22 protein-coding genes are annotated in these 23,607 nt (G+C 73.1%); 14 read left to right on the top strand and 8 right to left on the bottom strand.

The window, feature by feature from the left end:
* The first annotated feature begins 175 nt into the window (after positions 1–175).
* Genes WN71_RS32350 through WN71_RS32335 form a run of 4 tightly spaced genes read left to right on the top strand, consistent with a single transcriptional unit; the run spans position 176 to position 4,311 of the window.
* Positions 176–889 carry an LPXTG cell wall anchor domain-containing protein gene (locus WN71_RS32350; protein WP_046584220.1) on the top strand — a complete coding sequence of 238 codons (714 nt, stop codon included), beginning with the start codon at positions 176–178 and terminating at the stop codon, positions 887–889.
* A gap of 31 nt (positions 890–920) precedes the next feature.
* Entirely contained in the window at positions 921–1,916 is a 996-nt protein-coding gene (locus tag WN71_RS32345) for a hypothetical protein (RefSeq protein ID WP_240529843.1), read from the top strand.
* Between the two features lie 8 nt (positions 1,917–1,924).
* Positions 1,925–2,998, top strand: a complete 1,074-nt coding sequence (locus WN71_RS32340; protein ID WP_046584221.1) for a neocarzinostatin apoprotein domain-containing protein — start codon at positions 1,925–1,927, stop codon at positions 2,996–2,998.
* Between the two features lie 2 nt (positions 2,999–3,000).
* The gene (locus WN71_RS32335) at positions 3,001–4,311 is read left to right on the top strand and encodes a hypothetical protein (protein WP_046584222.1); all 1,311 of its coding nucleotides are present in this window, start codon (positions 3,001–3,003) and stop codon (positions 4,309–4,311) included.
* A 132-nt stretch (positions 4,312–4,443) separates the two neighbouring features.
* Here WN71_RS32335 and WN71_RS32330 read toward each other — a convergent pair whose 3' ends face one another.
* On the bottom strand, positions 4,444–5,943 hold the full coding sequence (locus tag WN71_RS32330) for an oligopeptide:H+ symporter (RefSeq protein WP_046584223.1): 1,500 nt from the start codon (positions 5,941–5,943) through the stop codon (positions 4,444–4,446).
* Positions 5,944–6,448: 505 nt separating this feature from the next.
* Here WN71_RS32330 and WN71_RS32325 point away from each other — a divergent pair.
* Together WN71_RS32325 and WN71_RS32320 are read left to right on the top strand one after the other, a co-directional pair.
* Positions 6,449–7,126 (top strand): response regulator transcription factor, encoded by a 678-nt coding sequence (locus WN71_RS32325; RefSeq protein ID WP_018566970.1) that lies wholly within the window; start codon positions 6,449–6,451, stop codon positions 7,124–7,126.
* A gap of 194 nt (positions 7,127–7,320) precedes the next feature.
* On the top strand, positions 7,321–8,592 hold the full coding sequence (locus tag WN71_RS32320) for an ATP-binding protein (protein WP_046584224.1): 1,272 nt from the start codon (positions 7,321–7,323) through the stop codon (positions 8,590–8,592).
* Between the two features lie 118 nt (positions 8,593–8,710).
* Here the strand turns inward: WN71_RS32320 and WN71_RS32315 are convergent, their stop codons facing one another.
* Positions 8,711–9,253 carry a GtrA family protein gene (locus WN71_RS32315; protein ID WP_046584225.1) on the bottom strand — a complete coding sequence of 181 codons (543 nt, stop codon included), beginning with the start codon at positions 9,251–9,253 and terminating at the stop codon, positions 8,711–8,713.
* A gap of 276 nt (positions 9,254–9,529) precedes the next feature.
* On the opposite strand from WN71_RS32315, the gene WN71_RS32310 reads away from it, so the two are divergent.
* The 4 genes from WN71_RS32310 to WN71_RS32295 all read left to right on the top strand — a co-directional run bounded on the left by WN71_RS32310 (position 9,530) and on the right by WN71_RS32295 (position 13,687).
* A complete protein-coding gene (locus WN71_RS32310) occupies positions 9,530–10,669 on the top strand; it encodes a 5-(carboxyamino)imidazole ribonucleotide synthase (RefSeq protein ID WP_079178278.1) in 1,140 nt (379 codons plus the stop codon).
* Complete coding sequence (purE, locus tag WN71_RS32305) at positions 10,666–11,193, top strand: 5-(carboxyamino)imidazole ribonucleotide mutase (protein ID WP_079178277.1); 528 nt, start codon at positions 10,666–10,668, stop codon at positions 11,191–11,193. Before WN71_RS32310 ends, purE begins: the two co-directional genes overlap by 4 nt.
* Positions 11,194–11,198: 5 nt before the next feature.
* Entirely contained in the window at positions 11,199–12,377 is a 1,179-nt protein-coding gene (locus tag WN71_RS32300) for a dipeptidase (RefSeq protein ID WP_046584228.1), read from the top strand.
* A gap of 239 nt (positions 12,378–12,616) precedes the next feature.
* Positions 12,617–13,687 carry a dipeptidase gene (locus tag WN71_RS32295; RefSeq protein WP_420856549.1) on the top strand — a complete coding sequence of 357 codons (1,071 nt, stop codon included), beginning with the start codon at positions 12,617–12,619 and terminating at the stop codon, positions 13,685–13,687.
* A gap of 89 nt (positions 13,688–13,776) precedes the next feature.
* Here WN71_RS32295 and WN71_RS32290 read toward each other — a convergent pair whose 3' ends face one another.
* Together WN71_RS32290 and WN71_RS32285 are read right to left on the bottom strand one after the other, a co-directional pair.
* Positions 13,777–14,181 (bottom strand): VOC family protein, encoded by a 405-nt coding sequence (locus WN71_RS32290; RefSeq protein ID WP_046584230.1) that lies wholly within the window; start codon positions 14,179–14,181, stop codon positions 13,777–13,779.
* Positions 14,182–14,216: 35 nt separating this feature from the next.
* Complete coding sequence (locus tag WN71_RS32285; RefSeq protein WP_046584231.1) at positions 14,217–14,576, bottom strand: VOC family protein; 360 nt, start codon at positions 14,574–14,576, stop codon at positions 14,217–14,219.
* 118 nt (positions 14,577–14,694) lie between these two features.
* Here WN71_RS32285 and WN71_RS32280 point away from each other — a divergent pair, with 118 nt between their 5' ends.
* Positions 14,695–15,240: a CGNR zinc finger domain-containing protein gene (locus WN71_RS32280; protein ID WP_046584232.1), complete on the top strand. Its 546-nt coding sequence runs from the start codon at positions 14,695–14,697 to the stop codon at positions 15,238–15,240.
* A gap of 363 nt (positions 15,241–15,603) precedes the next feature.
* On the opposite strand, the gene WN71_RS32275 is transcribed toward WN71_RS32280, so the two are convergent.
* Entirely contained in the window at positions 15,604–16,947 is a 1,344-nt protein-coding gene (locus tag WN71_RS32275; protein ID WP_046584233.1) for a UDP-glucose dehydrogenase family protein, read from the bottom strand.
* Positions 16,948–17,184: 237 nt separating this feature from the next.
* On the opposite strand from WN71_RS32275, the gene WN71_RS32270 reads away from it, so the two are divergent.
* Together WN71_RS32270 and WN71_RS32265 are read left to right on the top strand one after the other, a co-directional pair.
* On the top strand, positions 17,185–18,342 hold the full coding sequence (locus tag WN71_RS32270) for an acyl-CoA dehydrogenase (protein WP_046584234.1): 1,158 nt from the start codon (positions 17,185–17,187) through the stop codon (positions 18,340–18,342).
* A 109-nt stretch (positions 18,343–18,451) separates the two neighbouring features.
* Positions 18,452–19,297 (top strand): class I SAM-dependent methyltransferase, encoded by an 846-nt coding sequence (locus tag WN71_RS32265; RefSeq protein WP_046584235.1) that lies wholly within the window; start codon positions 18,452–18,454, stop codon positions 19,295–19,297.
* A gap of 25 nt (positions 19,298–19,322) precedes the next feature.
* Here the strand turns inward: WN71_RS32265 and WN71_RS32260 are convergent, their stop codons facing one another.
* Positions 19,323–19,955, bottom strand: a complete 633-nt coding sequence (locus tag WN71_RS32260; RefSeq protein ID WP_046584236.1) for an HAD family hydrolase — start codon at positions 19,953–19,955, stop codon at positions 19,323–19,325.
* The gene (locus WN71_RS32255) at positions 19,948–21,267 is read right to left on the bottom strand and encodes an LCP family protein (RefSeq protein ID WP_079178276.1); all 1,320 of its coding nucleotides are present in this window, start codon (positions 21,265–21,267) and stop codon (positions 19,948–19,950) included. The genes WN71_RS32260 and WN71_RS32255 overlap by 8 nt, the downstream gene beginning before the upstream one ends.
* Positions 21,268–21,386: 119 nt before the next feature.
* Between WN71_RS32255 and WN71_RS32250 the strand changes: the two genes are divergently transcribed.
* Positions 21,387–21,944, top strand: coding sequence for an acyl-CoA thioesterase (locus WN71_RS32250; protein WP_046584238.1), 558 nt, complete (start codon positions 21,387–21,389; stop codon positions 21,942–21,944).
* A gap of 195 nt (positions 21,945–22,139) precedes the next feature.
* Here WN71_RS32250 and WN71_RS32245 read toward each other — a convergent pair whose 3' ends face one another.
* Complete coding sequence (locus tag WN71_RS32245; protein WP_079178274.1) at positions 22,140–23,600, bottom strand: LCP family protein; 1,461 nt, start codon at positions 23,598–23,600, stop codon at positions 22,140–22,142.
* Between the last annotated feature and the right edge of the window lie 7 nt (positions 23,601–23,607).

Genomic DNA, 23,607 nt, shown 5'->3' with positions numbered 1-23,607 from the left:
GTCGTGCCCCGCCCAGCCCCCCATCTCCAGTTACCCCCGGTCACCCATCGCCTCGCCACGCCTCATCCGTGTGTGTCGGATCGTCGCAACTCCGGCCTGCTGCGTGTCTTCCTTCCTCACGGGCCCGGGCGTACCTTGACGGCTCATCTGATGTGCCGTCAGGAATGAGGCGACCGTGTCGTACCAGAAACGAACCGCCGCGCTCGCGTCCGCCGCGGCCCTGGCCGGCTCGGCGGTATTGCTGGCCGCCCCCGCGGCGCGGGCGGATGTCGTCGACGTCAACTACCGCTGCGAGACGCCGATCGGCGTGAAGAGCGCCGTCTCGCCCATCGACATCACGGGCGTCAGGAGCGGCAGCGGCTACAAGATCACGATGTCCTGGCAGAAGGGCGTCTCCTCCAGCCCGGTCGAACTCGGCAAGGGCGCGATGAGCCCGAGCGCGAAGATCCGGCTGGGCGGCGCCGACAGCGGCACCCTGTCGGTGACGGGACCGGCCAACCAGGCCGCCATCCCCGCCAACACGGCCATCAAGATCAATGACCTGAGCGGCACGTACACCCCGAAGAAGACCGGGAAGGTCACCTTCACCGCGGGCGTGCTCACCATCAAGGCGCTCGGCACGACCACCACCTGCACGCCCACCAACAGCCCCAAGGCGTCCCTCACGCTGGACGTCACCGCGGCGAGCGGCAGCGGCAGCGGCAGCGGCACGTCGGACACCGGCAGCACCAGCCAGAGCAGTACGGACTCCGGCGGCGAGCTGCCCAAGACCGGCCCCGACGACGCGATCGTCGCCTTCGGCACCCTCGGCGGCACCGTGCTGCTCTCGGGCGCGGCGGGAGCGCTGTGGCTGACCCGGCGCAACCAGACGGTCCGCGCCCGCCGCTGACCCCGTCCCCGTGCGACCGCTGGAGCCGCAGATGCCGACCGACGCCGCCCGGGCCCCGCGCGCACCGCGCCCGCCCCTGCCCCGCCGCCCCCGGCCGTGCGCGCCCCGGCCGCCGCGGCCGGCCCGGAGACTCCCGTCCACCCTGCTCGCCCTCGCCGCCGTGCTGGCCGGCCCGGCCGTGCTCACCCTGGCCGCCGCGCCCGGCGCCCGGGCGGCCGCCGGGGGCTGGTCGCTCGCGCCCGCCGGCGGCGGCCGTCCCTCCGTCTACGCGGAGGGCACGCCCGGGATCGTCCTCCAGGACACGGTGTCGGTGACCAACCGGGGCACGGGACCGCTCGCCGTACGGCTGCGCGGCACCGGCGGGCTGCGGATCACGTTCGCACGGATCGCGGTCCGCGTCCCCGCCCGCACCCGCGCCGACATCCCCTTCACCCTCGCCGTCCCGGCGGACGCGGCCCCCGGCGACCGCGCCGGCGCGATCGCGGCCCGCGACGCCCACGGGCACGAGGCCACCGTGCGGGTACGGCTCAGGGTCGGCGGCCCCGAGCTGTCCGCGCTGACCGTCGAGCGGGTCGCCGTACGCGGCGACCGGATCGCGTACGAACTGGTCAACCGCGGTACGACGGTGCTCGTGCCGACGCTGGCGGTGCACGCGGACGGGGTGTTCGGCACGGTCCTCGACCGCGCCCCGCGCACCCTGCCGGTACGCCTCGCGCCGGGCAGCCGCACCGAGTTGAGCGAGCCGTGGCCCGGCCGCCCGGCGCTGGACGCGGTCCGGGTGCGGCTGACGGTGACGGCGCCCGGCGCCGCCCGCGCCACCGCGGGCGCCTCGGCGCGGTTCGTCCCCTGGGGCACGGTGGCCGGCGCGTCGGGAGCCACCGCCCTCGCCGCCGGGGCGGTCGTCATGGCCGTACGGCGTCGGGACCGGCCCGGGCCGGACCGGCCCGCGGGCCGCGACGGCACCGAACCGCCGTCCGCGGGGCCCGAGTTGACGGAGATGGACACGGCGACGGGAGCGGTGTCGTGAGGCTGCGGATGACGGCGCCGGCGGCGATGGCCGCCGCGCTCCTGCTGCTGGTGCTGCCGCCGGCGGGCACCGCGTCGGCGGCCGCCGACCCGTCCGTCCACGTGTCCACGTCCCAGGCGGGGACCGGGGCTTCGATCACCGTCAGCGGCAGCGGCTGGCGCCCGAGGACCGTGCTGATGCTGCTGATCTGCGGACAGGCCACACCCGCGCGCGGAGTCGTCGGCGGCACCAACTCCTGCGCCAACGCGGACGGCCGGGCCGTCACCACCGACGCGAAGGGCGCGTTCAGCAGGAAGCTGCCGGTGTCCGAGCCGCCCGTGCCGTGCCCGTGCGTCGTGCACGTGGCCACCGCCACCGGGCCGGGCGCCGACGCCGACGCCGCCTTCCAGGTCGCCGGGCATCCGGTGAAGGCGCTGCCCGCGCCCGCCGCCGGGCGGCTCTCCCTGCTCACCGACACCCGCCTGGAGGGCGCCGACGGGCTGCTGACCTGGTTCGGCGCGCCGCCCTCCCGCACGCTCGTCTTCACCGTCGGCAACGCGGGCTCGGCCGCGGTGAAGGACCCCGTGTTCCGGGTCGGCACCGCGCACGGCGTGTTCGCCCCGCAGTGGGACGAGCAGCAGTGGAAGGGCACCGTGCGACCCGGCGGGAAGGCGCGGATCGAGCTGCCGGTGGAGCTGTCCGGCGGCGCGCACGGCGACTACACGGTCTCCCTCCAGTACGCGGGCAAGGTCGTCGCGGAGCAGCCGTGGGGCGTGGGCCGCCCCTGGGGCGTGACGCTGTTCTGGATCCTGCTCTGCGTGGTCGTCCCGGCCGCCGTGTTCCGCGTCGGGATGGCCGTCGTCGACCGGGTCCGCCCGCGCCGGGGCGGCTCGCTGCGCCACCGCCGCCCGCAGACCGGCCCGTTCACCCTGCGCCTGCCGAGGCCCGGCGCGCCCGCGCCGGACGGCACCGCCGCCCCGCATCCGACGACCCTGCCGTGGTTCGCGCCGGACTCCGGTCCGGGCGCCGCCGGCCGGCTCTCCGCACCGCACGACGACAGTCCGACGAGTCCTACGACTCCCACCAGGAAGGGACCCACGTGAGCATGCGAAGGAGAGGCGCACCGGCCGGCGTCGAACGGGCCGGTGCGGCGGGGGCCGCCCTGGTCCTGGGCGCGGCGGGCATCCTGCTCGGCCTCGCCGCGGGGCCCGCGCAGGCGGCCGAGGTGTCGTTCGCGACGCACTGCGTGCCGCCCGCGGGGATCGACCCCGTCGACGGCACCACCAAGGTGGAGATCACCGCGCCCGCCACCGCGAAGGTCGGCGACACGGTGGACGTGGTCTGGAAGTTCGTCCAGGCCGCGTCCAAGAACCCCGACATCATCGACCTGCCCGCCGACTCGGTGCAGCCGTCCGGCACCCTCAAGGCCGCCGGCGCGCAGACCGCGGACATCGCGATGCAGGGCCCGCGGGAGAACCCGGCGATCCCCAAGGGCGGCGACATGGTGCTGTCCGACATGACGGGCTCGCTGAAGCTGACGACGGCGGGCGAGGTGACGCTGACCCCGGACGCGTACACCGTCAACGCCCTGTCGACCGACACCACGTGCTCGCCCACCGGGACGGTCTCCGCGGCAGCGACGATCGAGGTGTCCGCGGGCGACGGCGGTTCGTCGAGCACGACGCCCGAGCCGTCGGACTCGGGCTCGCAGTCGGCGTCCCCGACCGACAGCGCGTCCGCTTCCGACTCCGCCTCACCGAGCGCGACCGCGTCCTCCAGCGACGGCACCGGCAGCGGCCAGACCGACTTCACCGGCAAGGAGGTCGACGTGCCGTACGCCTGCAAGACGCCCATCGGGGACAAGAACGCGACCTCGCCGGTGCAGATCAACGCCAAGAAGGACGGCGGGAGTTTCGATCTCACCGTGCAGTTCAACGGGTCGGTGATGGACAGCCCCGCGGACATCCCGGCGGACTCGGTGAAGCCGTCGATGGAGGTCGTGCTGGGCGGCGCGGACAGCGGCACCGTGCATGTGGAGGGGCCGACCAACTCCGCCGCGATCAAGTCCGGGGACCCGATCGAGATCCCGGATCTGACGGGCACGTACAAGCCGGGCGCGAGCGGGTCGTCGACGCTCTCGCCGGGGGTGCTGACCGTGGAGGCGCTCGGTACGACGACCACCTGCACCCCGACCGAGACGGCGGTCTCGCTGACCCTCGACACCACCGAGCAGGCGAGCGGCGCGTCGGGCGGTTCGTCGACGTCGGGCGGCAGTTCGTCCTCCGACAGCGGCGGCCTCGCGGAGACCGGGGCCGGCGACCACGGGGCGCTGAAGGCGCTCGGCCTGGTGGCCGGGACCGCGATCCTGCTGGGCGGCGCGGTGTTCACCTTCATGCCGAAGCGGCGTCTGCGGTGACGGCGTGACCGGCTGAAGAACCCCGGGAAGGCCCTAGCCCCGAAAGCTCCGAAAGCCCGTAGCGCCCGGAAAGCCCGGAGGGCCGCCGCATCCCCGGGATGCGGCGGCCCTCCGTGAGGCCGGGGCCGTACGTCAGTGCACGTCGCCCATCAGCTGCTTGACCTTCTTGCGGTACATCCACACCGCGCCGCCCGCGAGGGCCGCGAGGACGGCCTGGAGGGTCACGATGCCCGTCTTGTTCAGGTCGACACCGGCGATGGAGAGCAGACCGGTCGTGGCGTCACCGGCGGTGACGGCCAGGAACCAGACACCCATCATCTGGGAGGCGTACTTCGCGGGCGCCATCTTCGTCGTGACCGACAGGCCCACCGGGGAGAGGGTCAGCTCACCCACGGTCTGCACGAAGTAGATGCCGACCAGCCACATCGCGGCGGCCTTGTGACCGCCGTCGGCGATCGCCAGCGGGGCCAGGAAGAGGAAGAACGAGGCGCCGATCAGGACCAGGCCCATCGCGAACTTCGTCGCGGTGCTCGGCTCCTTGCCGCGGCGGGCCAGCGCCAGCCACATCCAGGCGAAGACCGGCGCGAACGCCATGATCATGACCGGGTTGACCGACTGGTACCAGGAGACCGGGAACTCCCAGCCGAAGATGGTGTTCTTGGCGGAGGAGTCGGCGAACAGGGAGACGGTCGAGCCGCCCTGGTCGTAGATCATCCAGAACACGGCCGCGGCGATGAAGAACCAGATGTACGCGGACATCTTCGACTGCTCGGAGCGGTCGAGGTCCTTGTCGCGCTTGATCCGGGCGATGACCATCACGGGGATGAGCAGACCGGCGATGGTGATCGGGACCAGCAGCCAGTTGAGGGTGTAGTGGCCCGAGAAGCCGACGATCGCGTAGAAGACCACGGCGACGGCCGCCCACAGCGCGGACTTGCGCAGCGTGGCGCGCTTCTCCTCGGCCGACAGCGGGGTCGGCACGATGTCCGAGCGGGAGCTCAGGTGGCGGGTGCCCAGCAGGTACTGCGCGAGGCCGAGCGCCATGCCGAGCGCGGCGAGCGCGAAGCCCAGGTGCCAGTTGTAGTTCTCGCCGACGGTGCCGATGATCAGGGGCGCGGCGAAGGCACCGAGGTTGATGCCGATGTAGAACAGCGTGAAGCCGCCGTCCCGACGCTTGTCGTCCGGACCGTCGTAGAGGTGGCCGACCATCGTGGAGATGTTGGCCTTCAGCAGACCGGAGCCGATCGCCACCAGGCCGAGGCCCGCGAAGAAGGTGCCGGAGCTGGGCAGGGCCAGCGTGAGGTGGCCGAGCATGATGATCACGCCGGCGACGGCGACCGTCTTGCGGGGACCGAGGACGCGGTCCGCGAACCAGCCGCCGGGCAGGGCGAGCAGGTACACGAGCGACAGGTACACGGAGTAGATCGCGGTCGCGCTGGCCGCGCTCATGTGCAGGCCGGCCGGGGCCACCAGGTACAGCGGGAGCAGGGCCTTCATGCCGTAGTAGGAGAAGCGCTCCCACATCTCGGTCATGAAGAGGGTGGCCAGGCCGCGGGGGTGGCCGAAGAAGGTCTTCTCGGTCGATCCGGGGGTGCCCGGACGCACCGAGTCCTTCGTCAGGCTGGACGCCATGGTCGATCCTTGCTGTCGGGACGCGTCTGCATGAGCGGGTACGCGCCCGGTGGGGGGCAGGCCGGCACCGGCGGGTCGGTCCGTCCGGCCCCCACGCCCTCGGGGAGTCGGTTCCGGGTCACGGAACGTGGACGGCGACCACCGGGATCCACGCCCCGGCACGTCGTCGACGTGCCCGGGCCCGGCCACAGGTCATTCCTTTCGAAGGCCGGCGGGGACCGGCCCGCACACAAAGGAGACCTTCGCGCGTCTATGCGTCGCCGAAGGTCCTCTGGGTGCTACAGGCGTGATGTCACCATACGGCAGGACGATGCCGGATATGGAAGGACTTGAGACGCGGATCACAGGCGCAACGGCAACCGCCGACCCCTATTCGAAGGTCTCCACAACGATGCCACCTTATGGACATAGGTTCGTACCAATGCGCCGCCGGGCCGGGGCAAGGTAAGAATCACGCGCCACGATCACACCCCAGCAGTGCGCGCAAGCGGACTACCATCACCTCATGACTCGTGTACTGCTCGCCGAGGACGACGCGTCCATCTCGGAGCCGCTGGCCCGCGCCCTGCGCCGGGAGGGTTACGAGGTCGAGGTGCGCGAGGACGGACCCACCGCCCTCGACGCCGGGATGCAGGGCGGCGTCGACCTGGTCGTGCTGGACCTGGGTCTGCCCGGCATGGACGGCCTGGAGGTCGCCCGCCGGCTGCGTGCCGAAGGTCACACCGTCCCGATCCTCATCCTGACCGCGCGCGCCGACGAGGTGGACACCGTCGTCGGCCTCGACGCGGGTGCCGACGACTACGTCACCAAGCCCTTCCGGCTGGCCGAACTGCTGGCCCGGGTCCGGGCCCTGCTGCGGCGCGGCGCCGCGGAGCCGCAGCAGCCGCCCGCCACGCACGGTGTGCGCATCGACGTGGAGTCGCACCGGGCCTGGATGGGCGACGAGGAACTCCAGCTCACCGCCAAGGAGTTCGACCTGCTGCGGGTGCTGGTGCGGGACGCCGGACGGGTCGTCACCCGCGACCAGCTGATGCGCGAGGTCTGGGACACCACCTGGTGGTCGTCGACCAAGACCCTCGACATGCACATCTCGTGGCTGCGCAAGAAGCTCGGGGACGACGCGGCCAACCCCCGGTACATCGCCACCGTGCGCGGTGTCGGTTTCCGTTTCGAGAAGAGCTAGACCGGCTACGCGCGTCGCGCCGCGGGGACCCGGGCGGGGGCGCGCGCCGCGCCGAGGGCGGCCCGGCCGTGGGCGGTCCGGGCCCGGCGTGACCCGCCGTCCTGTGCGGCCGGCCGCACCCGCGCGGTGCAGTCGGCCATGTCCGCGCCCCGCGCCCCGCGGGGCGCCGAAGCCGCCGTCTCCCGGAGAGTGCCGTGCGCCGTCGCCTGATCCAGTCCACCCTCGCCGTCGTACTGGTCGTCATCGCCGTGTTCGGCGTCTCCCTCGTCATCGTCGAGACGCGGACCATCAGCAACAGCGCCCAGGAGCGCGTCGACTCCGAGGCCGTGCGGCTGGCCAGCATCGTGGACGGCCGGCTGCTCGGCGGGGAGAGCGTGACCGCCGACATTCTCAAGGAACAGGTCGGCCCCGACCAGTTCGCCGTCATCCGCATCCCGGACCAGACGCCCATCGAGATCGGCAGCCGCCCCGACGGCGAGGTCATCCACTCCACCGCCAAGGGCGAGCAGGGCGAGACGGTCACCTTCCAGGAGCCCCGTACGACGGTCTCCCGCGAGGTCGGCCGGACCCTGCTGATCATCGGCCTGGTCGCCCTGCTCGCGGTGATCGCCGCCGTACTGCTCGCGGTGCGCCAGGCCAACCGCCTGGCCTCGCCGCTGACCGACCTCGCGGAGACCGCGGAGCGCCTCGGCTCCGGCGACCCCCGCCCCCGTCACAAGCGCTACGGAGTCCCGGAGCTGGACCGGGTCGCCGACGTCCTGGACTCCTCCGCCGAGCGGATCGGGCGGATGCTCACCGCCGAGCGGCGGCTCGCGGCCGACGCCTCCCACCAGCTGCGCACCCCGCTGACCGCGCTGTCGATGCGGCTGGAGGAGATCACCCTCACCGACGACCCGGACACGGTGAAGGAGGAGGCGACCATCGCGCTGACCCAGGTGGAACGCCTCACCGACGTGGTGGAGCGGCTGCTGACCAACGCGCGCGACCCGCGCACCGGCTCCGCCGTCACCTTCGACCTCGACGAGGTCATCCAGCAGCAGCTCGCCGAGTGGCGACCGGCCTACCGCGGTGTGGGCCGGGCCATCGTCAGCTCCGGCAAGCGCCATCTGCGGGCGGTCGGCACGCCGGGGGCGGTCGCACAGGTGCTGGCGGCGCTGATCGAGAACTCCCTGATGCACGGCGGCGGCACGGTCGCCCTGCGCACCCGGGTCACCGGCAACCAGGCCGTGGTCGAGGTGACCGACGAGGGGCCCGGCGTCCCGGCCGACCTCGGCGCGCGGATCTTCGAGCGGACCATCAGCGGGCGCAACTCCACGGGCATCGGCCTCGCGGTGGCGCGGGACCTGGCGGAGGCGGACGGCGGCCGGCTGGAGCTGCTCCAGGCGCAGCCGCCGGTCTTCGGTCTCTTCCTGTCCCGTACGGCGCCGCCGCGCAAACCGGCGGAGGAACTGCCGACCGTGCGCTGAGCGCGACCGACCGGGGAAGCAGGGGGCTCCGAAGGGGGCGCCAAGCAGCCGGCGGCTCGAACCGGGGGCTCCGAAGAGCCGGGGGTCCCAGGAGCCGGGGGCTCCGGACGCGGTGGGCTCAGCGGACCCTGGCGCGCTCGGCCCGGGGCCGCGTCCCGGCCGTGCCGGCCTTCCGCTCCAGCAGGGTCTCGGCCCCGGCGACCGTCTCGTGCACGGCGACCGTCTCCTGCACGGGCACCGGCACGGCCTTGAACACCCAGGTCCGGTACGACCAGAAGCGGAACAGCGTGGCGAGGCCGATGCCGACGAACTTGAAGACGTTGCGCTGGAGCGAGCTGTCCCAGTCGAAGCCGTAGATCGCGGCGTAGAGGATGCCGTTCTCGATCACCAGGCCGATCGCGCTGAAGACGAAGAAGAGCGTGAGCTCCTTGCTCCGGGCGCCCTTCTCGCGGTCGCGGTAGGTGAAGTACCGGAAGCCCACGTAGTTCGTCGCGATGGCGACGATCGTGGCGATCACGTTGGCGCGCACGACGGGGATGCTGGTCAGATGCCACAGCAGGTTGGAGACGGCGAAGTTCACCACCATGCCCAGCGCGCCCACGGCACCGAACTTGGCGATCTCCCGCCAGAGCCTTTGCAGCCCCGAGGAACCATGTTCCATGGTCGTGCAGGCCCCCGTCCGGTCGCGGATACGTCAACCCAGCCATGCTAACCACCCCCTCCGGCGAATTCCCCCGCACCGGCTCACAGGAAGGGAACGGGTCGGGAAGAAGGTGGAAAGCCCCGGGTAAGAGCGGCCGAAAACCGCCGGTGACGCGGCGCGGAAGCCCCGGGGACACGGCGCGGAAGCCCCGGCGACACCGTGCTGAGGCCCCGTGGACACGGCCGGAGCGGGCGCGGAAACGAGTCACCCCGGCGCGGCCGATACCCTGGGGGCGTGACGTTCCCGGTAGTCGGCATGGTCGGCGGAGGCCAGCTCGCTCGTATGACACACGAGGCGGGCATCCCGTTGGGCATCAGGTTCAAGCTCCTCAGTGACACTCCCCAGGACTCGGCGGCGCAGGTCGTGAGCGAGGTCGTCGTCGGCGACTATCGCGACCTCGACACGCTGCGCGACTTCGCGCGCGGATGCGATGTGATCACCTTCGATCACGAGCACGTGCCCACCGAGCACCTCAGAGCCCTGGAGGCGGAGGGCATCCCGGTGCGGCCGGGGCCCGACGCCCTGGTGCACGCCCAGGACAAGGGGGTGATGCGGGCGCGGCTCGACGCGATCGGCATCCCCTGCCCCCGCCACCGCATCGTCGCCGACCCGGCCGACGTGGCGGCCTTCGCCGCGGAGGGCGAAGGCTTTCCGGTCGTCCTGAAGACCGTGCGCGGCGGCTACGACGGCAAGGGCGTCTGGGTGGTGGACTCCGTCGAGGAGGCCGCCGAGCCGTTCCGCGCGGGCGTCCCCGTCCTCGCCGAGGAGAAGGTCGACTACGTCCGCGAGCTGGCCGCCAACGTGGTGCGCTCGCCGCACGGCCAGGCCGTCGCCTACCCGGTCGTGGAGTCCCGCCAGGTCGCCGGCGTCTGCGACACGGTGATCGCGCCCGCGCCCGGCCTGGACGAGGACCTCGCGCTCAAGGCCAGTGAGATGGCCCTCACCATCGCCAAGGAGCTCGGCGTCGTCGGGCACCTCGCGGTCGAGCTGTTCCAGACCCGTGACGGCCGCATCCTCGTCAACGAGCTGGCGATGCGCCCGCACAACTCGGGTCACTGGACCCAGGACGGCGCCGTCACCAGCCAGTTCGCCAACCATGTGCGGGCCGTCCTCGACCTCCCGCTCGGCGACCCGCGCCCGCGCCAGCCCTGGACGGTCATGGTCAACGTCCTCGGCGGCGACTTCCCGGACATGTACTCCGCGTACCTGCATTGCATGGCCCGCGACCCGCAGCTCAAGATCCACATGTACGGCAAGGACGTGAAGCCGGGCCGCAAGGTCGGCCACGTCAACACCTACGGCGACGACCTGGACGACGTGCTGGAGCGCGCCCGTCACGCTGCCGGCTACCTGAGAGGCACGATCACCGAATGAGCCCGGTTGTAGGCATCGTCATGGGGTCGGACTCCGACTGGCCCGTCATGGAGGCGGCCGCCCAGGCCCTCGACGAGTTCGAGATCGCGTACGAGGTCGACGTCGTCTCCGCGCACCGCATGCCGCGCGAGATGATCTCCTACGGCGAGCAGGCCGCGGAGCGGGGCCTGAAGGTGATCATCGCGGGCGCCGGCGGCGCCGCCCACCTGCCCGGCATGCTGGCCTCGGTGACCCCGCTGCCGGTCATCGGCGTCCCGGTCCCGCTGAAGTACCTCGACGGCATGGACTCCCTGCTGTCCATCGTGCAGATGCCGGCCGGTGTCCCGGTCGCCACGGTCTCGGTCGCCGGCGCCCGCAACGCGGGCCTGCTGGCGGCCCGGATCCTCGCCGCCCACGACGAGGAGCTGCTGCAGAAGATGACCGAGTTCCAGCAGGACCTGAACGACCAGGCCACCGAGAAGGGCAAGCGGCTGCGCTCGAAGGTCGAGGGCGGCGCCGGCGCCGGCTTCGGCTTCGGGAAGTGACCGCGATGACGGAGCTGGACGAGGCCCGGGCGCTGCTCGCCGAGTTCCCCGTCGTGGACGGCCACAACGACCTGCCCTGGGCGCTGCGCGAGCAGGTCCGCTACGACCTCGGCGCGCGCGACATCTCCGTCTCGCAGAGCGCCCACCTGCACACCGACATCCCCCGGCTGCGGGCGGGCGGCGTCGGCGCGCAGTACTGGTCGGTCTACGTCCGCTCCGACCTGCCCGGCGCGGTCACCGCGACGCTGGAGCAGATCGACTGCGTACGGCAGCTGATCGAGCGCCACCCGGCCGACCTGCGGGCCGCGCTCACCGCCGCCGACCTGGAGGCGGCGCGCGCGGAGGGCCGTATCGCCTCGCTGATGGGTGCCGAGGGCGGCCACTCCATCGACAACTCGCTGGCCACCCTGCGCGGCCTGTACGAGCTCGGTGTGCGGTACCTGACGCTCACCCACAACGACAACGTGGACTGGGCGGACTCCGCGACCGACGCGCCCCGCGTCGGCGGCCTGTCGGCGTTCGGCCGCGAGGTCGTGGGCGAGATGAACCGGCTCGGGATGCTGGTCGACCTCTCGCACGTGGCGGCGACGACGATGCGCGACGCGCTCGACGCCTCCGTCGCGCCGGTGATCTTCTCGCACTCCTCCGCGCGGGCCGTGTGCGACCACCCGCGCAACATCCCCGACGACGTCCTCGCCCGGCTGTCCGCCAACGGCGGCGTCGCGATGGTGACCTTCGTGCCGAAGTTCGTCCTCCAGGCCGCCGTCGACTGGACGGTCGCGGCGGACGAGAACATGCGCGCGCACGGCTTCCACCACCTCGACACCACGGCGGACGCCATGAAGGTGCACGAGGCGTTCCAGGAGTCCCACCCGCGCCCGGTCGCCACCGCCGCCACGGTCGCCGACCACCTGGACCACATGCGCGAGGTGGCGGGCGTCGACCACCTCGGCATCGGCGGCGACTACGACGGCACCGCGTTCACCCCGGACGGCCTGGACGACGTCTCCGGCTATCCGAACCTGCTCGCCGAGCTGCTGCGGCGCGGCTGGTCGCGGTCCGACCTGGCCAAGCTGACCTGGCAGAACTCCGTACGGGTGCTGGGCGCGGCGGAGGACGTGGCGCGCGACCTGCGGGCGACGCGGGCGCCGTCCAACGCCACCATCGAGTCGCTCGACGGCTGACCCCGCGCCCGCGCCGGGCAGTGCTCCCGGCCGCCGTGACTGCCCGCCCCGGCCACCTTCGGCCGGGGCGGTCGTCGTACGCCCGAACGCCTCACCCACCAGGAAGCCCCGGGGGCTCCGTGCGACGGTGGCCGTATCGCGCTCACGACGCAGCTCACGACGTACTACGGAGCCCCGCCATGGCAGACCTCCAGGACGACCTGCACGCCGCCGACGAGGTCACGGAGCTGGACGGCCTGATGTCCGGGGAGGCCGTCGCGGTCCTGGGCGCCGACGCGTACACCCTGGTGTCGGACCCCGACTCCGAGCCGCTGGAGCGGGCCCACGCCATCCTCGCCGCGCACCCCGTCGCCGACGGCTACACCGGGCTTCCCTGGGTGCTGCGCCATCTGCCGTGGTACGACCTCGAACTGGGCGAGAGCTCCGTGGACACCGATCTGCCCCGGCTGCGCGACGGCCATGTCGGCGCCCTGCTGTGGTCCCTGCACCTGCCCGAGGGGCTGACCGGGGACCGGGCCGTCGGCGCCACCCTGGAACAGCTCGACCTCGTGAAGTCGGTGGCCCGCGCCTACCCCGAGGGGCTGCGGCTGGCCGGCACCGCGGGGCAGGTCGCCGACGCCCGCAACCACGGCCGGATCGCCGTGCTGCTCGGCCCCGCCACGGCCGCCGCGCTCGGCGACTCCCTGGGCATCCTGCGCTCCCTGCACGCGCTCGGCCTGCGCGCGCTGACGCTGTCCGGCGCGTCCTGGGCGAGCGGGGCGGGGCTGACCCGGTTCGGCGAGGAGGTGGTCCGCGAGATGAACCGGCTCGGCGTGGTCGCCGACGTGTCCGGCGCCTCCGAGGACACCGTGCGGCGGGTCTTCGCCGTCTCCAAGGCGCCGGTGCTGTGCACCCGCTCGGCGGCCCGCGCGCTGCGCCCGCACCCCGCGAACCTGCCCGACGAGCTGCTGGCCGAGCTGGGCGCCGCGAAGGGCCTGTGCATGGTGCCGATGACCGCCGAGCAGACCGGCCCGACCGTCCGGGACGTCGCCGACCACCTCGACCATGTGCGCGCGGTCGCGGGCCCCGGCAGCGTGGGCCTGTCCGGCACCTACGACGCCGGAACCGCGCACCCGCGCGAGCTGCGCGACCCCTCCGGCTACCCGCACCTCGTCGCCGAGCTGCTGCGCCGGGGCTGGCCGGAGTCCGACATCGCGCTGCTCACCTGGGGCAACGTGCAGCGAGTGCTGCGCGGAGCGGACTTCACCGCCCGCGCCGCGCAGCTGCGCCGGGAGCCCTCGACGGCCCGCATCTCCGACCTGGACGGCTGACCCGTCCCGGCCGGGCCGGTTCGGTCCGGTCCGTCGGCCGAGGCCGCCCGGCCGGACCTTCCCGGACTTTCCCGAACCTTCCCGGGCCTTCAGCCGAGGTCGTCGGCCGACTCGATCCGGCACAGGCAGAACGGGTGCCCGGCCGGGTCGGCGTACACCTGGAAGTCCTTCTTCTCGCGGTCCTCCAGGTCCAGCGGGCGGGCGCCCAGCGCCAGCACCTTCTCGTGCGCCGCGTCGATGTCCGCCCAGGTGGGGCCGGCGTCGAAGTCGACGTGGAACTGCTGGCCGTTGCGGTCGGCGCGCGGCCACTCCGGCGGGGTGAAGCCGTCGGCCTGCTGGAACGCGAGCCGCGGCCCGTCCGGGACCTGGAGCACGACCCAGTCGTCGTCCTCGGCCTCGGGCGTGCCGCCGGCCACCTGGGCGTAGAACTCCGCGAGGGCGCGCGGGTCGGGGCAGTCGAGCACGACGGAACGGAAACGGGCGATCGGTGCCATGGATTCCTCCTCGGCTTGGGTGGGGCGCGGGTCGGTCAGCAGGCGCAGAGGCAGAACGGGTGCCCGGCCGGGTCGGCGTACACACGCCAGGTGCGGGCGCGGTCGCCCGTGTCCAGCGGCTTCGCGCCGAGCGCGAGGACGCCCTGCTCGGCCGCGTCCAGGTCCTCGACGACCAGGTCCAGATGGAACTGCTGCGAGGCGTCGGGGGCCGGCCAGGCGGGCGGCTGGTGGCCGGGGGCCGCCTGGAAGGCCAGCACGCGGCCGCCGGGCACCTCCAGATCCACCCAGTCCGCGTCCCCCTCGGGGGTGCCGCCCAGCACCTGGGCGTAGAAACCGGCGAGCGCGCCGGGGTCGGGACAGTCCAGGACGACCGGACCGAGCGTGGCGAGAGCCATGACTTCCTCCTGGAAGGGAGTTACCGCTTTAGGCGTTCAACCGGTAACGGGGTCGGTTACCGCATGCTCCCGCATCGGGGGTAACGTCGCAAGCGAATTGCAGGAGGTGGCGCACGCCATGAGCGAGAGATCGCCCGCGCCCGGCGGCCTGGCCCTGATCGAGGCCCTGCTGAACACGCTCGACATCGCGTCGCGGGCGGACGAGCTGGAGCGCCCGGACGTCCGGGCGCGCTTCGGCATCGGCGAGGACGAGCTGCCCGCGGCCCGCGAGCTGCGCGAGTCGCTGCGCGCGACGCTGCTCGCCCATGCCGGGCACCCGCCGCACGCCGAGGTGACCCCGCTGGGGGTGCTGCTGGCGCGGGTCCCGCTGGTCGTCGAGGTCGCCCCCGCCGACGGCTCGGCACGGCTGGCCCCCGCGGAGGGCGGGACGCTGCCGGCCCGGGTCGCGGCGGCGGTCGCGGAGGCGCTGGTCGCGGGCACCTGGACCCGCTTCAAGGCGTGCGCGTCGGACACGTGCCACTGGGCGTACTACGACCGCAGTCCGGCGGGACGCGGCCGCTGGTGCTCGATGCAGGTGTGCGGGGCGCGGGCGAAGATGCGGCGGTACCGGGCGGCGCACAGGCCGGTGGTGCAGAATGCCACCGACGCCGGTTCGGCCGACTGAGCCTCGGCCGAACCGGCGTCGCCTCCGGCGGGGTCGCCGGGGTCGGTGTCCGTCCGCGGCACGGCGAGCCCCTTTTCGCGCAGTTCCCCGCGCCCCTGGGTGATGCGTCCGCACGACGTGGTGTGTCCGTCCGCGGCCCGGTGGGGCCCCTTCGCGCAGTTCCCCGCGCCCCTGGCGCGGCGGGGGCGCGGGGAACTGCGCGATCGGCCACTACGGGCCCGCGCGTGCGGTACTGCGGGGGTGGCCCCTGCTCATTGAGGGGCGCGGGGAACTGCGCGAAAGGGCCCCGCCGGGGCCGCGGACAGGACACCACGTGGTGTGGCCGCGGGCCGGTGGGGCCCCTCGCGTTGTCGGGCCGGCCGCTCAGGCCGTCGGGCGGCCCATCGCCCGGTACGTCCAGCCGGCGGCACGCCAGACCGCGGGGTCCAGGGCGTTGCGGCCGTCCAGGACGAGGCGGGACGCGGCGACCGCGCCCAGCTCCGCCGGGTCCAGCTCACGGAACTCGCGCCACTCCGTCAGGTGCAGCACGACGTCCGCGCCGCGCACCGCGTCCAGCGCGGAGTCCGCGTACCCGAGGGTCGGGAAGACGCGGCGGGCGTTGTCCATGCCCTTGGGGTCGTAGACCGTGACCTGGCCGCCCTGGAGGTGGATCTGCCCGGCGACGTTCAGCGCGGGCGAGTCCCGGACGTCGTCCGAGTCCGGCTTGAAGGTGGCGCCGAGCACCGCGACCCGGCGGCCCAGGAAGGAGCCGCCGCCGAGCGCCTGCCGGGCCAGCTCCACCATCTGCCCGCGCTGGCGCATGTTGATGGAGTCGATCTCGCGCAGGAACGTCAGCGCCTGGTCGGCGCCCAGCTCACCGGCGCGCGCCATGAACGCCCGGATGTCCTTGGGCAGGCAGCCGCCGCCGAAGCCGATCCCGGCCCGCAGGAACTTCCGGCCGATCCGGTCGTCGTACCCGATCGCCTCGGCGAGCTTGGCCACGTCGCCGCCGGAGGCCTCGCACATCTCCGCCATCGCGTTGATGAAGGAGATCTTGGTCGCGAGGAAGGAGTTCGCGGAGGTCTTCACCAGCTCCGCGGTCGGGAAGTCGGTGACGACGAACGGCGTCCCCTCGCCGACCGGGGTGGCGTACACCTCGCGCAGCAGCTTCTCCGCGCGCTCGCTGCGCACGCCGACCACCAGCCGGTCCGGGTGCAGCGTGTCGTCGACGGCGAAGCCCTCGCGCAGGAACTCCGGGTTCCAGGCCAGCTCGGCGTCCGCGCCGGCCGGGGCGTGCTCGGCGAGGTAGGCGGCGAGCCGCTCCGCGGTGCCCACCGGCACCGTGGACTTGCCGACCACCAGGGCGGGCCCGCTCAGGTGCGGGGCGAGCGAGGCGACGGCCGCGTCGACGTACGTCAGGTCGGCCGCGTACTCGCCGTGCCGCTGCGGGGTGTTCACGCACAGGAAGTGCACATCGCCGAACGCGCCGATCTCGGCCCAGTCGAGGGTGAACCGCAGCCGGCCCGTGGAACCCTCGATACCGGCCACATGGCGCTTCAGCAGGTCGCCGAGGCCCGGCTCGTACATCGGGGCCTCGCCGCGCTCCAGCTTCTCGATCTTCTCCTTGACGACGTCGATCGCGAGCACCTCGAAGCCGAGCTCGGCCATGGCCGCGGCGTGCGTGGCGCCGAGATAGCCGGTGCCGATCACGGTGATCTTGAGGCTCATGGGTGCTCCAGATGGGGTACGTCTGCCGATGCGCTGCCCGAGCATATCCGGGGCGCCCCCCGACCCCTAGACCGGCAACTTTCCCCCTGTCGCGAAGCTCACGTAGGCGTCCCGTGGGCGGGGCTCTAAAATTTGAGTTACTTAACGGTAATTAGCGTCGGTCGCCGATGCGTCTGTACCGACGCGCGGGTTCCGGGGCGGCTTCCGTACCACCGCGTCTTTGGAGCGTGAGAGACCTTGGCCGGATCGGCTGATTTCGACCTGTACCGCCCCGCCGAGGAGCACGACATGCTCCGCGATGCCGTCCGTGCCCTCGCCGAGGCGAAGATCGCGCCGTTCGCGGCCGCGGTCGACGAAGAGGCCCGCTTCCCGCAGGAGGCGCACGACGCCCTCGTCGCGAACGACCTGCACGCGGTGCACGTACCCGAGGAGTTCGGCGGCGCCGGCGCCGACGCGCTCGCCACGGTGATCGTGATCGAGGAGGTGGCCCGCGTGTGCGTGTCGTCCTCCCTGATCCCGGCCGTGAACAAGCTGGGCTCCCTGCCGGTGATCCTCTCCGGTTCCGAGGAGCTGAAGAAGAAGTACCTCGGCCCGCTGGCCAAGGGCGACGGGATGTTCTCGTACTGCCTCTCGGAGCCGGAGGCCGGTTCGGACGCGGCGGGCATGAAGACCCGCGCGGTCCGTGACGGCGACCACTGGGTGCTCAACGGCGTGAAGCGCTGGATCACCAACGCGGGCGTCTCCGAGTACTACACGGTGATGGCGGTGACGGACCCGTCGAAGCGCTCCAAGGGCATCTCCGCGTTCGTCGTGGAGAAGTCCGACGAGGGCGTCTCCTTCGGTGCCCCCGAGAAGAAGCTCGGCATCAAGGGCTCCCCGACCCGTGAGGTCTACTTCGACAACGTCCGCATCCCCGCCGACCGGATGATCGGCGAGGAGGGCACCGGCTTCGCCACCGCGATGAAGACCCTCGACCACACCCGCATCACCATCGCCGCCCAGGCGCTCGGTGTCGCCCAGGGCGCCCTCGACTACGCCAAGGGCTACGTCCAGGAGCGCAAGCAGTTCGGCAAGCCGATCGGCGACTTCCAGGGCATCCAGTTCATGCTCGCCGACATGGCCATGAAGATCGCCGCCGCCCGCGCCCTGACCTACCAGGCCGCCGCCGCCTCCGAGCGCGGCGACAGCGACCTCACCTTCCAGGGCGCCGCCGCCAAGTGCTTCGCGTCGGACGTCGCCATGGAGGTCACCACGGACGCCGTGCAGCTGCTCGGCGGCTACGGCTACACCCGTGACTACCCGGTCGAGCGCATGATGCGCGACGCGAAGATCACGCAGATCTACGAGGGCACCAACCAGGTCCAGCGCATCGTCATGGCCCGCAACCTGCCGTAACGGCGGGCGAGTTGGTCGCTGCTGTCGCCAAGAAGGCGCCCTGCGGGGCGCCTTCCGGCATGTCCGGTCCCTCGCACGGCGCGGGGAGGCGTCCGGGAGACTGGCGGGCATGACGACCTTGACGCAGGAGTTCGAAGCGAGCGAGCGGGCCATGTGGGACGGCCGGGCCGCGGCGTACGGAGCGAGCTTCGGGAGGCTGTGCGCGTACTCCGCCGAGGCGTTGCTGGACGCGGCGGGCGTGGGGCCGGACCAGGACCTGCTCGACGCCGGGACCGGCACCGGCACGGTCGCCGTGGCCGCGGGGGAGCGCGGGGCGCGGGTGCGGGCCGTGGACGCCGACGGCTCGATGGTGGCCGCCGCCCGCGACCGGGGCATCGACGCCCGGGTCGCCGTACTGCCCGAACTGCCCTTCCCCGACGGCGCCTTCGATGCCGTGGTGGCCAACTTCGTCGTCAACCACGTCGGCCGGCCGCGGGCCGCGCTCGCGGAGCTGCGCCGGGTGCTGCGGCCCGGCGGGCGGATCGCGGTGACGGTGTGGGGCAAGCGGCGCGGGGCCGGGCAGGACCTGCTGGTGCGGGCCTGCCGGGAGGCCGGCGCCGAGCCCGCCGTGCCGGGGCGGCGGCTCGATCCGGCCGAGGACTTCCCGCGCACGCCCGACGGGCTCGCCCGGCTGCTGACGGATGCCGGATTCGGCGCGGTGGCCGGGCGTGAGCTGGAGTGGGACCACCGGGCCGGCGCCGAGGAGTGGTGGAGCGGTGCCGCGGCCGGGATCGGCCAGGTCGGGCATCTCGTCGCCGCCCAGCCACCCGCGACGCGCGAGCGGATCAGGCGGGCGTACGACGGGCTGTGCGCGGAGTTCGCCGACGGCGCGGGCGGGCTGCTGCTGCCGCACGTGGCCGTCCTGGCCCACGGCACGGCCCAGGACCGCCCCTGGGGCTCCGGGGAGCCGTCCTAGCCGAAGAGGGCTCCGGGGAGCCGTCCTAGCCGAAGAGCGGGCGCAGTGCCTCTTCCAGGTCCCCGGGGCCCGTGTAGTGGACCGCCCGCATCCCGAGCGCCGTGGCCGCGGCCACGTTCTCCGGGGTGTCGTCGACGAACAGGCACCGCTCGGGGACCGTGCCCGCGAGCCCCGCGGCCAGCTCCAGGATCCGCGGGTCGGGCTTGACCAGGCCGACCCGGGCGCTGTTCACCACATGATCGGCGAGGTCGTCCAGGCCCATGGAGTCGAGGTCGGCCTCCAGGCCCAGGGTGGCGTTGCTGACCAGCACCAGCGGCACCCGGATGCGGGCCCGGCGCAGCAGCCCCACCACCGCGTCGTCGGCGTGGAAGGGGGACTCCAGCAGTGCGCTGCCGAGCTCCCAGGCTGCCGTGTCGTCCTCGCACAGCCCGGACAGACCGGCCGCGATGGACGCCACCCACTCCTGCGGGGTGATCCTCCCGAGCAGCGCCGGCAGGCCGGTCTCCTCGGCGAAGGCGATCTTCGCCGTGGTCCCCTCGGCCACCCCGGCGGCGCGTTCCAGCGCCGCCAGCGGGGCGGGGTCGAAGGTGCGGATCACGTTGTCGACGTCGCAGAGCACCGCGTCGAACGGCGCTCTGCCTCCGGTGGCGTCAGTCACTCGAGACCGTGACCTTGTCGTCGTTGTTCAACTCGTTCACCAGCGTCTTCACCTTCGCCTTGTCCCAGACGAGGTTGCCGCCGGTGGAGCCGGAGATCGGCATGTTCATGGAGACGCCGTCACCGCCGTTGACGCTCTTCATCGCCCAGAACATCGAGCCGAGGTCCCACAGGCCCATGTCCTTGTCGACGATCAGCGAGTCCAGGCCCGCGCCGAGCGTCGGGTAGAGCTTGAAGGGGTTCAGGATCGTTCCGGGCGTGGCCACCTCGTGGGCCAGGGCGGCGAGGAACTTCTGCTGGTTCTTCGTGCGCTGGAGGTCGGAGGCGGCGAACGCGTGCCGGGTGCGGACGAAGGCGAGGGCCTGCGCGCCGTTCAGCGTCTGCTTGCCCGCCTTGAAGTCGGCGCCCGAGTAGCTGTCCTTGAAGCCCTTGTCGATGTCGATGGTGACCCCGCCGACCGCGTCCACGATGTTCGCGAAGCCCTGGAAGCCGATCTCCACGTAGTGGTCTATGTGCAGGCCGGTGTTGTACTCGATCGTGCGCACCAGCAGCGTCGGGCCGTCCTCGGCGTAGGCCGCGTTGAGCTTCTCGTGCTTGCCGGTGCCCTTGTAGGTCTTGCCGGAGGTGGAGCCCACGAAGGTCGGGATCTCCACGTCCGAGTCGCGCGGCAGCGAGATCAGGGTGTCCCCGTTGTCGCCGACGTGCAGGATCATCATCGAGTCGGTGCGCTTGCCCTCGGCGGAGCCGGTGTGCAGCTTCTTCTCGTCCGCCTTGGACATGCCCTCGCGGCTGTCGGAGCCGACGATCAGGTAGTTCGTGCCCGCGCCCGCCTCGGGCCGGTCGATGACCTTGGACAGGTCCACCTCGCGGCGCAGCTTGGAGTCGGCCCAGAAATAGGTCGCCACGGAGGTGACGACCAGCACGGTGACGAGGGTGATCGCGGTCCATTTGATACGGCGCCGCCAGTTCGGCCGCGGCCGCACCGGGCCCTCGCCGTAGCCGCCGGAGCCGGGGCCGCCCGGTCCGCCGCCGTAGACCTGGCCGGTGTTGTAGCCGCTGTCGTAGCCGTCCTGGTCACCGCCGTAGCCCTGGCCGTCGACGTACGACGGCTGCTGGGGGACGTTCGCGCCGTACGGCGGGGCGGACTGCCCCCAGCCGCCCTGGCCCGGTGCGCCGCCCTGTCCGGGCGGCGCCGTGGGGCCGCGCCGGACCTGCCGCATGACGCGCGCGCTCTCGGGCTCTGCGTGCGCACTGCCGTTTCCGTAGCGGGGGCCGCGGTTGTCGTCGGGCCGTCCCTCGGGCCAATCGTTCATGTCGCCCAGTGTGCAGTGCGCGGCCAGGTGCTTTACAAGGCTCGGGGGAAAACAGGGGCCTGGCTGTTGCGAACCCGACACAAAGTCCGCGAATGTCGCCACGGCATAAGGTGGAGGGCATGACAGACCAGGCCACCGCACCGGAATCGGGAACCGCGGGTATCCCGGGCAAGCCGACTTCGGCGTCCCGCACCACGCTCAGCCACATCATGACCCACAACGACACCAACCTGCTGGGGACGGTGCACGGCGGCGTGATCATGAAGCTGGTCGACGACGCGGCGGGCGCGGTGGCCGGGCGGCACAGCGGCGGCCCGGCGGTCACCGCGTTCATGGACGAGATGGCGTTCCTGGAGCCGGTCCGGGTGGGCGACCTGGTCCATGTGAAGGCGCAGGTGAACTGGACCGGCCGCACCTCCATGGAGGTCGGCGTCCGGGTCCTCGCGGAGCGCTGGAACGAGTCCGCCCCGGCCACCCAGGTCGGCTCGGCCTATCTGGTCTTCGCGGCGGTCGACGCGGACGGCAAGCCGCGTCCGGTGCCGCAGGTGCTGCCCGAGACGGACCGCGACCGGCGCCGCAACCAGGAGGCGCAGATCCGCCGCACCCACCGGCTGTCCCGCCGCCGGGCCATCACCGAGCTGCGCGAGCGGCGCGCGGCCGAGGGCTTCGAGGACTGACTCCCTCGCGCGTACGCCGCCGGGCTCCGATCCGCGCCCGCACCGGCCGCCGGCCTCCGCGCCGCAGGGCTTCGTACCACCGGGCCTCGCGCCCGTGCGTGCCCCGCCCCCGGAGCCGCCTGCGGCCCGCCGCCCGCCGCCCGCCGCCCGGCGCCGGTCACCGTGCCCGTGCGTGCACCGCGCCGCCGGGCCCGGCTACGAGCAGACCGACTCGTCACCCCGCACCACCGTCGGGGCCGGACCCGTGTCCTGGCCGCGGACCCTGCGGACCTGGCGGAAGTCGGTTCCGGCGATCACCTTCAGCACCGGGCCGCGCCCCGCCTGGGGCCGCAGCTCGCTGCCGGGCAGGGCGGTGGCCAGGGATCTGGCCGAGCGGTCCCAGCGGGGGTCGTAGACGACGACCGTGCGGCCGCCGGTGCGCTCCGTCGCGTTCGCCGGCCGGCCCGTCGTGCGAAAGCCCGTCGCCGCGAGCGCCGCGTCGACCCGGCGGCCGAGGCCGGCCGTCGCCGTCCCGTTCTCCACCTGCACCACGATCTGCTGGGGCGCGACCTCGACCTGTGCCGCCGCCTGGGCGGTCCGCGGTGCCGGCGCGGCGGCCAGCGGCTTGTCGTCGCGCAGCGCGGCGAACAGCCGGTCGGCCTTCTCGGTGTCCCACTTCAGCGTCGAGCCGAGCCCCGGCACGACGTACCCCATCTGTCCGATCGGCACGGTCGTGAACTCCGACGACGACGGCGAGAAGTTCCGCATCGCCCGGCCGAGGTCGATCAGCTCGTCCGTGCCGAAGCCCTTGTCCGCCCGCACCGAGCCGAGCACCGCCCGGGTCACGTCACGGAACTTCATCGGGTTCAGCAGCACCCCGGAGGAGGAGGCCCGCTCGATCAGCGCCGCGAGGAACCGCTGCTGCCGCTTCATCCGGCCGAGGTCGGAGGCCCCGTCCACGTGGCGGGAGCGGACGTACTGGAGCGCCTGCCCGCCCATCAGGGTGTGCGTCCCGGCGGGCAGGTCGAGCCCGGTGTAGCTGTCCTTGAGCGGCTGCGGGGTGCAGATGCGCACCCCGCCGAGCACGTCCACAGTCTTCATGAAGCTGGTGAAGTCGACCTCCAGATAGTGGTCGATCTTCACGTGGGTCATGTCCTCGACCGTACGCACGGTGAGGTTCGGGCCGCCCTCCGCGTACGCCGCGTTCAGCTTGACGGCGTGCGCGGGCCGCGCCGAGGTGGCCGGCACCCGGGTGTAGGAGTCGCGCGGCAGGCTGACCACGCTGGCCCGCTCCCGGTCGGCCGAGATGTGCACGATCATGATCGTGTCGGTGCAGTGGCAGGGGGCCCCGCCCAGGTGGAACCGGTGCCGCTCGGCGGGGGTGATCTTGTCGCGGCCGTCGGTGCCGACCAGCAGCACGTTCATGCCGTGACCGGCCCGCGGCCGGTTCTTCATGTCCTTGAACGGGTCGACCCGCGCGATGTCCGCGTCCAGGCTCGTCATCACCGCGTGCCCGATCCCGGCGGACGCGAGCACCACCACCGAGAGCGTGGTGACCGCCCGCATGGCCCAGCGCGGCTTCCTGCGCCGGACGGGCGCGGGCACGGGCGGCCGCGGCGGCACACGGCGGGGCGACTGCTGCGGGCGGCGCTGCGGGCGGGTGGGGGACGTGGGCAAGGCGGCA

The organism is Streptomyces mangrovisoli (assembly GCF_000974985.2).
Classification (GTDB): Bacteria; Actinomycetota; Actinomycetes; order Streptomycetales; family Streptomycetaceae; genus Streptomyces; species Streptomyces mangrovisoli.
This window is presented reverse-complemented; position numbering and strand designations above follow the sequence as displayed.